The sequence below is a fragment of the Gordonia paraffinivorans NBRC 108238 genome, assembly GCF_000344155.1.
GTDB classification, from domain to species: Bacteria; Actinomycetota; Actinomycetes; order Mycobacteriales; family Mycobacteriaceae; genus Gordonia; species Gordonia paraffinivorans.
Window position 1 is genome coordinate 39,785 of record NZ_BAOQ01000029.1, and the last position, 12,649, is coordinate 52,433.

General features: G+C 71.1%; 8 protein-coding genes, 1 tRNA gene and 1 pseudogene. 6 read left to right on the forward strand and 4 right to left on the reverse strand.

What is annotated here, in order from left to right:
• The first annotated feature begins 101 nt into the window (after nt 1–101).
• From GP2_RS14610 to GP2_RS14635, 6 genes are all read left to right on the forward strand, one after another.
• On the forward strand, nt 102–770 hold the full coding sequence (locus GP2_RS14610; protein ID WP_006901295.1) for a PadR family transcriptional regulator: 669 nt from the start codon (nt 102–104) through the stop codon (nt 768–770).
• Between the two features lie 73 nt (nt 771–843).
• The gene (locus GP2_RS14615; protein ID WP_006901296.1) at nt 844–2,370 is read left to right on the forward strand and encodes a DHA2 family efflux MFS transporter permease subunit; all 1,527 of its coding nucleotides are present in this window, start codon (nt 844–846) and stop codon (nt 2,368–2,370) included.
• A gap of 80 nt (nt 2,371–2,450) precedes the next feature.
• The gene (locus GP2_RS14620; RefSeq protein ID WP_006901297.1) at nt 2,451–3,647 is read left to right on the forward strand and encodes an exonuclease SbcCD subunit D; all 1,197 of its coding nucleotides are present in this window, start codon (nt 2,451–2,453) and stop codon (nt 3,645–3,647) included.
• Complete coding sequence (locus tag GP2_RS14625; protein WP_040527133.1) at nt 3,644–6,616, forward strand: AAA family ATPase; 2,973 nt, start codon at nt 3,644–3,646, stop codon at nt 6,614–6,616. Before GP2_RS14620 ends, GP2_RS14625 begins: the two co-directional genes overlap by 4 nt.
• 56 nt (nt 6,617–6,672) lie before the next feature.
• Nucleotides 6,673–6,745 (forward strand) — tRNA-Arg (locus tag GP2_RS14630).
• A 189-nt stretch (nt 6,746–6,934) separates the two neighbouring features.
• Nucleotides 6,935–7,618, forward strand: a complete 684-nt coding sequence (locus GP2_RS14635) for a hemerythrin domain-containing protein (protein ID WP_006901299.1) — start codon at nt 6,935–6,937, stop codon at nt 7,616–7,618.
• On the opposite strand, the gene GP2_RS14640 is transcribed toward GP2_RS14635, so the two are convergent.
• From GP2_RS14640 to GP2_RS14650, 4 genes and pseudogenes are all read right to left on the reverse strand, one after another.
• On the reverse strand, nt 7,596–9,956 hold the full coding sequence (locus GP2_RS14640; RefSeq protein ID WP_006901300.1) for an AAA family ATPase: 2,361 nt from the start codon (nt 9,954–9,956) through the stop codon (nt 7,596–7,598). The genes GP2_RS14635 and GP2_RS14640 overlap by 23 nt on opposite strands.
• 242 nt (nt 9,957–10,198) lie before the next feature.
• Nucleotides 10,199–10,918 (reverse strand): annotated as a pseudogene (locus GP2_RS22220) (AfsR/SARP family transcriptional regulator); the annotation flags it as partial.
• A gap of 54 nt (nt 10,919–10,972) precedes the next feature.
• Nucleotides 10,973–11,734 (reverse strand): DUF305 domain-containing protein, encoded by a 762-nt coding sequence (locus GP2_RS14645; protein WP_006901302.1) that lies wholly within the window; start codon nt 11,732–11,734, stop codon nt 10,973–10,975.
• Between the two features lie 22 nt (nt 11,735–11,756).
• A complete protein-coding gene (locus GP2_RS14650) occupies nt 11,757–12,578 on the reverse strand; it encodes a thioredoxin-like domain-containing protein (protein ID WP_006901303.1) in 822 nt (273 codons plus the stop codon).
• Between the last annotated feature and the right edge of the window lie 71 nt (nt 12,579–12,649).

The window sequence follows — 12,649 nt, forward strand, 5'->3', positions numbered from 1 at the left end:
ACGGGAGACCGGGGTTCGCACGAATCCCGACCGTCGTACCGCGGCGGGGCGCGCCGGATCGGCGGCATCGGCATCGGACCCACAGGCATCAGGAGGCGGTCGTGGCACGTTCTGAGCGCCCCGTGCTCGGACCGGTGGCGATCCTCGTGCTCGGACTGCTCGACGAGCGTCCGATGCACCCCTACGAGATGGTGCAGACGACCCTCGCACGCCAGGAGGACCGCCTGGCCAAGTTCCGTGCGGGCACGCTCTATCACGCGGTCGACCGGCTCGCCGGGCAAGGACTCATCGAGGTGTGCGAGGTCCGGCGCGAGGGCAACCGGCCCGAACGCACCGTCTACGCGATCACCGAGGCGGGCCGGACCGCGCTCACCCACAACCTCGAGCGCATCCTCGAGACCCCGGCCGAGGAATACCCCGGGCTCTACCTCGCGCTGTCGGAGGCCCACGGGCTCCCGCGGCAGCGGGTGATCGAGCTCCTCGGACGCCGCATCGCCGCGATGCGGGCCGAACTCGACGACGTCGCCGCGATGGCGGCCGAGGCGCGGGCGTCGGGCAAGCCGGAGATGTTCGTGCTCGACCTCGGCTGCCGCGTCGCGACGCTGACCGCGCAGCTCGCCTGGCTCGACGACCTCGTCGACCGCCTCCGCGACAACCGCATCGAGTGGCTCGACGACCCGGATTCGCCGTATCGCACCGGATCGACCCCGCCGGTGACCGGAACGGCCGGGACCGCCGCGGTCCCAGACGAAACACAGACCACCCGGTGACGCCAGATCGCTCGGGAACCACAGCCCACCCGGGGTCCATGCCCCGCTCAGAGACAAGAAGGTCGAGTAACCGATGACCACTCCCGACGCCGGAGTCGGCGGCACCTCGGTGACCACGCGCCCATGGGCGGCGCTGATGGCGCTGTGCGTGGGTTTCTTCATGATCCTCGTCGACATGACGATCGTCGCGGTCGCCCAGCCGCGCATCCAGGCCGACCTGGACACCGACGTCAACGGGGTGGTGTGGGTGACCAGCGCCTACCTGCTGACGTATGCCGTGCCGCTGCTCATCACGGGTCGTCTCGGCGACAAGTTCGGGCCGAAGAGCATGTACCAGATCGGCCTCGTCGTCTTCACCATCGCGAGCGTGTGGTGCGGCCTGTCGTCGTCGATCGGCGAACTGATCGCCGCCCGCGCCCTGCAGGGCATCGGCGCCGCGCTGATCACGCCGCAGACGATGTCGCTCATCACGCGAATCTTCCCGCCGGAGAAGCGCGGTGCGGCGATGGGCATCTGGGGCACGGTGGCCGGTGTCGCCACCCTCGTCGGACCGCTGCTCGGCGGCGTCCTGACCGACGCCCTCGGCTGGGAGTGGATCTTCTTCATCAACCTCCCCGTGGGCATCGCCGGCCTGGTGCTGGCCGCGGTCCTCGTCCCGCAGGTCGAGACCCACGACCACCAGTTCGACTGGATCGGCGTAGTGCTGTCGGCGGTCGGCCTGTCCGCGCTGGTGTTCGGAATCCAGGAGGGCGAGAGCTTCGACTGGGCGGGGTGGATCTGGGCGCTCATCGTCGCCGGCGTGGCCTTCTGCGGCGCATTCGTCTGGTGGCAGTCGCGCATCCGAACCGAGCCGCTGCTCCCGCTGTCGCTCTTCCGCGACCGCAACTTCTCGCTCGCCACCGTCGGCATCGCCTCGATGGGATTCGCGATGTCGGCGATGATGATCCCGCTGACCTTCTTCCTGCAGCTCGTGGGCGGGATGTCGCCCACGGAGTCGGCGGTCGTCATGGTGCCCATGGCGATACTGACCGGCATCCTGGCGCCGATCGTCGGCCGCATGGTCGACCGCGTGCATCCGCGTGCGATCGTCTCCACCGGCCTGGCGCTGTCGGCCATCTCGATCGGCTGGCTGGGTGTGATCTGCCGGCCGGAGACCCCGGTGTGGCAGATCGTCGCGCCGTTGTGCCTGATGGGCATCGCGTCCGCCGGCGTGTGGGCGCCGCTGGCGGCCACCGCGACCCGCAACCTGCCGTGGCATCAGGCCGGCGCCGGTGCGGGCGTCTACAACACGTTGCGGGTGATCGGGTCCGTCCTCGGCTCGGCGATGATCGGGGCGCTGCTGCAGTCGCGACTGGCCGCCGAGCTGCCGGGCGTCGACGCCGCGGCGGCACAGGACGGCACAGGCGGCGCCCGGCTGCCGGAGTTCCTCCGCGAGGGCTTCGCCGAGGCGATGGGGCAGTCGCTGTACCTGCCCGCCGCCGCGCTGGTCGTCGGTGTGGTCGCGACGTTGTTCTTCGTGCGTCCGGCACACCAGATGCCGCCGGGGGCGCCCGCCGCTCCGGCCGACGTCGCCCCGGACGGCGCGACCCACGCCGGGTAGCGCGACTCACAGCGGGGGCCGGCCGGCGCCGGAGCGCGCGTCCCACGATCTGTCGGGACCCGACCGTATGGTTTGTCACCATGCGGATCGTCCACACCTCCGACTGGCACCTGGGCCGGACGTTTCACGGTGTCGACCTCCTCGACGACCAGCGTCGTGCACTGAGCCACCTGGCGGCCCTGGTCGCCGAGGAGGCCGCCGACGCCGTGGTCGTCGCGGGCGACGTCTACGACCGCTCGGTTCCGTCCGCCGACGCGGTGCAGGTCTATGACGAGGGCCTGGCGCAGATCGCCGCCGCGGGTGCGCAGATCGTGGTGACGTCGGGCAACCACGACTCGGCCACGCGCCTCGGTGCGGGCTCCTCGTTCGCCGCCGCCGGTGGGCTCCACCTGCGGACCTCGATCGGTTCCATCGCCGACCCGGTGATCCTGACCGACGCCCACGGCGAGGTCGCGGTGTACGGCATCCCGTACCTCGAACCCGACACCGCCCGGCGGCAACTCGGCATCGACGAGGCCTGCGGGCACACCGCGGTGCTCGAGGCCGCCATGGACCGCGTCCGCGCCGACCTCGCCGGTCGCGACGCCCGGTCGGTGGTCGTCGCACACGCCTTCGTCAGCGGCGCCGCGGCGTCGGGGTCGGAACGCTCGATCAGCGTCGGGGGAGTGGAAACCGTTGCCGCCGAAGTGTTCTCCGGCGCCGACTATGTCGCCCTGGGGCACCTTCACTCGCCGCAGCGGGTCACCGACACCGTGCGATACAGCGGTTCGCTGTTGCCGTACTCGTTCGGCGAGCGCACGCACCGCAAGGCGGTCTGGGTCATCGACCTCGACGCCGACGGCGTGGCGGAGGTCCGCAAGCGTGAACTGCCGCTCGTGCGCGGGCTGAGTTCGCTGCGCGGCACGCTCGAGGAGTTGCTGACCGACGACCGCTTCGCCGACGCCGAGGACCACTACGTGGAGGCGGCCCTCACCGACGACGTCCGGCCGCTCGACGCGATGCGCCGGTTGCGTGAGCGTTTCCCGCACGCCGTCCACGTCCAGTGGGATCGTCCGCACGCCGGCTCGGGGATCGATTACCGGTCGCGCGTTCGCGGACGCACCGACGCGGAGATCATCCTCTCGTTCATCGAAGACGTCCGCGACGAACCGACCAAGGGGGAGCGGGCCATCATCGAGCGCGCACTGCGCGACGTGGTCGGCGAGCCGGAGGCCGACGCGACCGAGGGCGAGCTCGCGCTGTTCGCCCTCGACGCGATCGTCGCGGAGTCGGCATGAGACTGCATCGCTTGCGGATCAAGGCCTTCGGGCCGTTCGCCGACGAGGTCGTCATCGACTTCGACGAACTCGGCGCCGACGGGCTCTTCCTGCTGCACGGCCAGACCGGTGCGGGCAAGACCACCGTTCTCGACGCGGTCGCCTTCGCGCTGTACGGCCGGGTTCCCGGTGCCCGCGACACCACCCGCCGCCTGCGCTCGGACCATGCCGCGTCCGATCAGGCCCCGGAGGTCGAGCTCGAGGCGACCATCGGTTCCCGACGACTGCGCATCACCCGCACGCCCGAGTACGAACGGCCGAAGAAGCGCGGTGAGGGGATGCGGAAGATCAACGCCACCGCGTCGTTGGCCTGGCTCGACGGCTCCGGGCCCGACCTGACTCGCATCCCCGACGTCGGCGAGGCGGTGGTCCGCCTCCTCGGCATGAGCGCCGACCAGTTCTTCCAGGTCGTGTTGCTGCCACAGGGCGACTTCGCCCGCTTCCTCCGGGCCCATCCCGACGAGCGGGAGGCGTTGCTGGAGAAGCTGTTCGACACCGAACGCTTCGGCGACATCGAGGACTGGCTGCGGGATCGGGCCCGGGAGAGCGCGACCCGGCTCTCCGAACACGCCGCCGCCGTGGAGCGGGTCGCCGGACAGATCGTCGCCATCAGCGGGGTCCCGGCGCCCGCGGAGGCCGACTTCGAGTGGGCGCAGGGCTGTCTCGACGCCGCACGTGAGGCCGCCGAGCGCACCGGGGCGGAGCTCACGGCCGCGCAGGCCGCGGCCGAGCAGGCGGAGGCCGCCCACCGCGACGCGCTGCGGGCCGAGGACCTGCGACGCCGCGGGGTGCAGGCGCGAGACCGCCTGGCACAGCTCGAGGAAGGGGCCGAGACCCTGGCCGAGGCCGACCGCGCACGACGACTCGCGTTGCGCGCGGCGCCGATCGCCCACCTCGCCGACGACCACGACCGGCTGACCGCCGAGGTCGCCGAGAAGACGGTCGCGGCCGATCGTGCTCGTGAGGCGCTCGCCGAACTCGCCGAAGGCCGACCGCTCTGCGAATCCGACTGCGACGACGCCACTCTGGTCGCCGCCGTCGACCGCTGGACCGAGGAATCCGGCAGGTGGGAGCCGCTCGCCAGGCGTGTCGCGGAGCGTCCGCGCACGGTCGCCGACATCGACGAGCTCGAGGAGGCGATCGCCGCAGCCGAGCGCGAGGCCGCCGGGATCCGGGAGTTGCTCGACGCGGCCCCCGCTCGTCGCGAGGAGGCGGTCACCGCGCTCCGGGAGGCAGAGGAACTCCGGGCCCAGGCGCCCAGGCTCCGTGCCGAACGCGACGCCACCCGCCGCATCCTGCAGGCGTTCGATGACCGTGACCAGGTCCTCGACCAGCTGGCGAAGGCCGAGCGAGATCTGCTCGACGCACGCGAAAAGCACACGGCAGCAAGGGAGCATCAGCTCGATCTCCGGGAAAGGCGTCTCGCCGGGATGGCGAGCGAGCTCGCGCGCGGGCTCGTCGACGGCGAGCCCTGCGTCGTGTGCGGGTCGCCCGACCATCCGGCGCCCGCCGCCGGCGACGAGGAGCAGGTCGGCGAGGCCGACGAGAAGCGGGCCGCCGCGGACGAGCAGGCAGCGAGTGCGATCCGGTCGATCGCCGAGTCCGAGGTCATCGCGCTGAAGGAACGCCGCGCGAATCTCGATGCCGTCGTCGGCGACGCCGACCGTGTGGCCACGAAGGCCGAGCTGGACCGGCTCGCCGCCGATCTCGCGGCCGCGGAACGGGCCGCCGCGCGGACACCCACCCTGAGGGAGGCGGTCGAGCGCATCGACGCCGAGATCGACGGCCGGCGATCTGCGCTTGCCGACCTCGATTCCGCCCAGTCGGCCCGTCGGGAACGGCTGTCCGGCCTGCGGGAGTCGCTGTCCGCGCTCGACGCCGAGGTGGCCGAGGCGACCGGCGGCCGGATCGGCGTCGACGAGCGGCGTCGTGAGCTCGCCGAGCTCTGCGCGCGGGCCCGGCGGCTCCGGGAGGCCAGGCGCGACGCCGAGCAGGCCCGCCGACGCCTCGACGAGGTTGCCGACCGGCTCGCGACGGCCTGCGCCGAGGCCGGATTCGCCACTGTCGAGGACGTCCGGGCCGCGCTGGTCCCGCCGGCGCAGATCCAGGCCTGGGAGCGGATGCTCGAGGACGCGGCCACATTGCGCGCCGCCTCCGAGGAGACCCTTGCCGACCCGGAGGTCCGGGAGGTACTCGAGGCGCCGGCTGTCGACGTCGAACGACTGGCCGCGGATCTGGCCGCCGCCCGCTCACGTCGTGACGAGGCGGCGCAGCGCAACGCCGTGGCGGTGCAACGCCGTACCGACCTCGATCGGTACGTCGCCGACTTCTGGAACGTCCTCGACGCCCTGGCGCCGATCCAAGAGCGTCACGCCGAACTCTCGGGTCTCGCCGACCTAGTCGGCGGACGCGGGCAGAACTCGCGCCGGATGTCGCTGCGCTCCTACGTGCTCGCCGCGCGTCTCGACGAGGTGCTCGTCGCCGCGTCGGGTCGGTTGCGTGAGATGTCCTCGGGGCGTTACGAATTCGTCCACTCCGACACAGCAGCCGTCCGCGGGCGACGCCGGGGCCTGGGGATCGAGGTCCGCGACGAGTACACCGGCGCCGTGCGTCCCACCTCGACGCTCTCCGGCGGGGAGACCTTCTTCGCCTCGTTGGCGCTGGCCCTCGGTCTCGCCGACGTGGTGTCGGCGGAATCGGGCGGACGCGTCCTGGACACGATCTTCATCGACGAGGGTTTCGGCACCCTCGATCCGGAGGCGCTCGACCTCGTCATGGGCGTGCTCGACGACCTCCGCTCGGGTGGCCGCGTGGTCGGCGTCGTCAGCCACGTCGACGAGCTGCGCGCCCGGATACCGTCGCAATTGCACGTCGTCCGGCGTGAGAACGGCTCGACGCTGCGGGTGCAGAGCCCGCTCGGCGTGTCGTGAGCAGCCCGATTGTGATGTGACGGTGGGCGTGCGCTAATCTTGGTTCCGCCCGTTGAGCCCCCGTAGCTCAGGGGATAGAGCGTCTGCCTCCGGAGCAGAAGGCCGCAGGTTCGAATCCTGCCGGGGGCACAGAGAATCTCCTTCACCCGTGCCGTTCGCGCACGGGTTTTCTTCTTTCCCGGTGATGGTGTCGCGTCCGAATCCGGGCACATCGGTTCGTGATCGGGCAGGCAGGTCCGTAAGGCAGCTGCAAGCGGTCGGTAAGTCGTGGGGCGCACGATGACGGCGATCAAACGGTCACGACCAGAGGAGAAGCCAGTGACAAGCCGTCCCATCAGCCGATCCGCCGGCGAGCGCGCTCCGGACCTCACCGGCATGAAGGTCGCCCATCGCGCCATGCTCGCCGATACTCGCCGATTCACCGAGATCGTGCACCGGATCGGTGCGGGCGAGGCGTGTGGTGCCCGCCGCCGCCGGACGATCGCCGACTATCTCGGCCTTCTGTGCGACTCGATCCACCATCGCCACACCGTCGAAGACGACGTGGTGTGGCCGATCCTCGAGTCCTCGGCGGGGGCGGCCATCGATGTCCGGGAACTGCAGGACGACCACGCCGAGCTCGAAGGGCTGCTCGGCGATCTGCGTAACCGGGTCGACGCATTCGCCAGAGCGAGAGAGGGGGACAGGCGGGTCTCGGCCGAGCTCGCCGAGGCGTTGGCGCGAACCCACGAGTTGCTCGCCGAACGCATCGCGGAAGAAGAGAGGGCGGTGTTCCCGATCGTCGCCCGATATGTCAGCGTGTCCGACTGGGATCGCGTCGAGAAGGCCGCTCGCACCGGGGGAAAGATGCGGTTCGAGGCGCCGCGGATGTTACGGCACGCCGAGCCGAGCGAACTCGCGAAGATGAAAAAGGAAGCGGGACCGATCATCCGCGCACTACTCGCCCTGCTGATGCGGGGTCACGACAAGAGGGAGGCGATCATCGCCGGCCCAGCTCGCTGAGTCCGGCCTCGATCCTCGACCGGATCCGCGTGGCCGCGTGACGGTGGTGGGCCGCGGCCGCCGGATCATCGAGAAGATCGGCGAGCTCGGCGAGGACGACGTCCATCGGACCGAACACCACCGATCCGGAGTTCAGCCCGGCGACCGTCCGCGACCAGAGCCGGAGCTCCGCGTAGAACTCGGCGGCCTCCTCGACCATCCTCAGGCGGACCAGTGCACGCGCGTGGAACACCGACATCGCGGTCCAGTAGAAGTCGCGGCTCACCGGCACGGCGTCTTGCGCGACGCGTCGGGCGCGCTCGACGTCGCCCGCATCGAGCAGGGCGACCACATAGGCCCACGTCACCATCGCGGGTGCCGCGTCGACGACCAGCGCCAGCGGCTCGACGAGGTGTGCGAGGGACCCGCGGAACCAGCCGATGACCATTTCGCCGACGAGCCCGATCTCGGCGGCGTTGAGCGCCCCGGCGGCGGCCAGCCTGCCGGCGAGCTCGCGATACTCGTGTTCGGCCCGGTCGATGTCGCCGCCGAGCACCTCCAGGACAGCGGAGAATGCGCTGAGCACCACGACGAGCTCGCCGGCCCGTCCGCTGGAAGCGGTCCGCAACCCCAGCTGCACCTCGGCCGCGGCACCGGGCAGGTCGGTGTCGGCGGCGCGGGCGAGGAACGAGAAGAAGTGTGCGGCCGCCTGGTAGGCGAGGATTCCCGAGGCCTGGGCTGCACGTGCGAACTCGTCGGCGAAAGCGGGGAGGTCCGCGGCGGCGTCGGGGTCCAGCGCCGTGTACACGCGGGCATTCCACGCCGCGCAGAGCGCTTCGGGGTCGTCACAGCGATCGGCCGTCTCCACCGCCTGCGCGGCCAGCTCGATCGCGAGCCGGTCGTCGATGCCGTCGAGTTCGAAGACCGCACACACCAGCAGATACACGCGTTGCACGCCGGTCGCGTGATCGAGCGCGTCCGTCATCGCGGTGATCAGCTCGGCGTCGGCGGTGCGTTGCCGACGGATGGTCCAGATGACCGGAGCGCGCCAGCACGTCAACGCAGTCAGCTCGAGGTCGTGGTCGCCGAGCCCGCGCGAGAGCGCCAGGGCCTGCTTGCGGCGGGCTCTGGCCTCGATGGTGTCGTCGCCGCGGTACGCGAGGGCCGTCACCAGTCGGGTCAGTGCCTCGACGAGCGCCGCGGTCGACGAGGCCTCGGTGTCGTCGGCGGCGTGTCCGGCCATCTCGTGGAGACGTACCGCGGTTCGCCACAGCTCCGCGGAGTCGGCCTTGAACTCGGTGTCGAACCGTGCCCGCGCCGCCCGCGTCACCAACTCGATGGCGTGTTCGAGGGTGTCCGGAGACGCGCCCGCGGCGGCATGATGGGCGAGCACATCCGGGTCGGCACCGGGCATCCGTTCGAGGTAGGACACGATCTGCCAGTGCGAGCGACGTTTGCGTAGCGCCGGCACGCTGTCGTAGACGGTGTCGCGTACCAGGACGTGGTTGAAGTGCACGCGGTCGATGTCGGCGGTCAGCAGGCCGGCCGCGACGGCCGTGTCGATGGCGTCGAGGAGCTCGTCTTCGGCGTCCGCCCGGTCGCCGGTTGTGTTCCACAGCGCGAGGAGAGCGTCGATCGGTGCGGCGCGACCGAACAGCGCGGCCATTCGCAACACGGTGGCGACCTCTGCGGGAAGCCGCTGGACCCGTTGCAGGAGAACGCTCCGGACCCCGTCGGGCACCGCTTCCGTGGCCGCTGACCGCCCCCGGGACGCGATGAGCTTCGCGAGCTCCCGGGTGAACAGCGGGTTGCCGTCCGTGCGCGAGCGCAGCAGGTTCACGAGCTCGTCGTCGACCCGACCCAGGCCGACGGACCGTGCGATCTCGCGGATGCCCGTGTCGGACAGCCCCTGCAATTCGATGTGATCGGCGGTCACCCCGACCAGCGACGCCGTGGTCGCCAGGAGGTCCACGCCGGCCTCGGACGCGCGGTAGGTGACCACGATCAGGACCGGGGACCGGGCCATCCACGTCACGAGCTGTCGGAGCACCTGCAGTGTCGCGCCGTCGGCCCGGTGCGCGTCGTCGAGGACCAGGACCGTCCCCGGTGCCGATGCGTCCGCCCGGCAGGCATCCGCCAGCTGTCGGGCGATGTCGAACGTGGTGTCGAGTCCCCCGGCGCTCGCCTGGGCGGGAGGAACGCCGAGCTGCTGCAACATCTCTCGCCAGGCCCAGCCGGTCGGCGCGCCGTCGACCTCGGGACAGTGCCCGCTCGCACCGACCCAGCCGCGGGAGGCCAGACGCCCGACGACCGTCTGGGCGAACGTGCTCTTGCCGCCACCGGCCTCGCGCTGACCCACACGACGCGCAGTCCGGACCCGATGACGGTCTCGGCGTGTGCGCTCAGGGTTGCCAGCTCGTCCTCGCGCCCGGCGGGCTCGCGGTCCCCGGTCGCCGGGTGCGCCGCGTTTGCGGCCGGGGGTGACGGTGGGTGGGCGGTGACCGGTCCGGTCACAGGAGAGTCCAGCGACGGGGACTGGTGGAGGATGTCGTGCTCGAGTCGCCGGATCGCAGGCGCCGGATCGACTCCCAGCTCGTCGGCGAGGAACGAGCGCAACCGGCGCAGTGTGCCGAGGGCATCCGCCTGTCGCCCGAGCCGGTACTGGGCCAGCGCGAGGAGCCGGAAGAACTCCTCGCGGGTGGGCTGGTCCTCGCACTCTGCGGGCAGCATCTGCGCTACCTGTGGTGCCTGCCCGTGATCGACGGCGAGTGCCGCCCACTGTTCCACCGCGGATCGCCGGAGATCCTGCAGTCGCGCGACCTCGGGTTGCGCCCACGTCTCGCCGGAGAAGACCCCGTAGGGCTCGCCCCGCCACAGTCGGAGCGCAGCGTCGAGATCGTCCAGTCGCCGCACGGGCTCGACGGGTTCGGCCGCGGCGACGACGGATTCGAAGGCCCACGCGTCGACCGCGGCGCGCGGCAGCCGCAACGCGTAACCGGGTTGTTCACTGACGAGCACCGTGGCGGGCGCCCGAGGGAGTCGCCACGGTTCGATGACGCGGCGGAGGTTCGACACCTGAACCTGTAGTCCGGCAAGGGCCTTGGGTGGTGGTTCGCCGTTCCACAGGTCGTCGATCAATCGGTCCGTGGACACCACGCGTCCCTGACCCGCCACGAGGCGCGCCAGGACCGCCCGCTGTCTGCCAGGCCCGAGATCCACTGGTTCGTAATCGATCTCGCAGGAGACCGGACCGAGCACGGAGATCCGCGGCGGCGGACCCGCACCTTCGGCCGGAGTTGCGTCCCGAACCCCCATGACCATTCGGATCCCTTCGTCGCCGACGTCAGACTATCGCCGACGGACCCGCCCGGTGGCTCAGTTCATCGGCAACGGCCGGGCATCACGCTCGGCGAGCATCGCCTTGATGATCCCGATCTCCTTCTCCTGGGTGCGCTCCATCCCGGCCGCCATCTCGCGGACGTAGGGCTGGGAGACGTTGGCCGGGTTCGCGGCGTACTCCATCATGTGCAGCCCGCCCTCGTGGTGGCGCAGCATGAGCTGCAGGAAGGTCGTGTCGACCTCCGGCCCGCGCATCGCGCGGAACCGCTCCATCTCGGCCGACGTCGCCATGCCGGGCATCGCGGGCTGTTCGGCGTCGGCGTTCGACGGTGTCGAGCCGTGGTCGACGTGGCCGCCTGCGCCGTGATCGCCGTGGTCCTCTCCGGAGGAGTCGGCGGAGCCGTGACCCATCCAGTCCATCGGCTCGCCGGGGTTGTTGATCGGCTTGCCCCAGCGGACCAGCCACGACTGCATCTGGCCGATCTCGTTGGACTGGGTGGTCAGGATGTCGAAGGCCATGCTGCGCACCTGCGGGTCGGTGCCGTGCTCGAGCTCGATGGCCGCCATCTCCACACCCTGCTCGTGGTGCCGGATCATGTCCTGCGCGAATCCGACCGCCGCCGGGCCGGGGGTCTCGGCATCGCTCTTGTCGTCGTCCAGGCTCGCCTGGATCAGCAGGCCGAGGCCGACGCCGACCAGCAGGATCGCGACGCCGGCGAGTGCCAGCAGCGCGGTGCGACGCCGCGGCGCGGGGGCGGGTTCGGTGGCGGGTGCGGTGCCCTCGGGTGTCTCGCTCATCGGAAGTCCTTCTCGCGGGCGATCAGTTGCCGGCCGGCATCGGGTTGTCGCCGCCGCCGTCCATCGGGACCGCGTCGGGACCCGGCTCGCCCTCGTCGGCGGGCGGCGGGTTGGACGGGTCGAAGCCCGGGATGGCGGTACAGGTCGCCTGGGTCTCCGGGTAGGCCGCGGCCTGCGGGTTCTCCTTGTAGACGCCCGGCATCGTGTTGCGGCGCAGCGCGGTGATGAACTGGTTGACCCGCTCGTCGGTCGCCGAGTCGAGCTTCAGCTGGTGGCCCCAGCTCTGCAGCGAGACGGGCGAGTCCTGGCCGGGGTAGGGCGACAGGAACAGGTACTGCTCGCCGCGGACGAGGCGCTTGAGGTGGTCGAGGTCCTCCGGCGAGATGGTGTCCGGGTTGTAGGTGATCCAGATCGAGCCGTGCTCGAGCGCATGGACCGCGTTCTCCGGGCGCAGCGGGTTCGGGTAGACGACGCCGGTGCAGGTCGCCCAGATCTCGTCGTGCGGACCACCGAACGGCGGCGTCTGGTCGTAGGCGACGCGCTGCGTGGCGTTCACGTGCTTGCCGGCCTCGTAGTAGATCTTGGTGACGCCGGGGATGTCGTCGGACGGGTCCGGCTTCTGCGGGGACGGGATGAATTCCGACACCGATTCCACCGCGATGTCGTCGCGCTCGTTCTCGCGCTTCTCGTTGAACTTGGGGACGAGGTAGATCGCGAGTCCCGCGATGAGTCCGATCACGACGACGACGGAGCCGACCACCATCCAGTCGATCCCGCCCGACTTGGGGACGGACCCGGACTTCTTACGAGCCTTGGGGACGTTGGCCCCGGATTTGCGCGCCATTGACTTCTTTCCTCATCCGATGGGTCACTGCACGCGAGCGCGGATCCTCGGCGTCCACGCGCGGGCGCAGA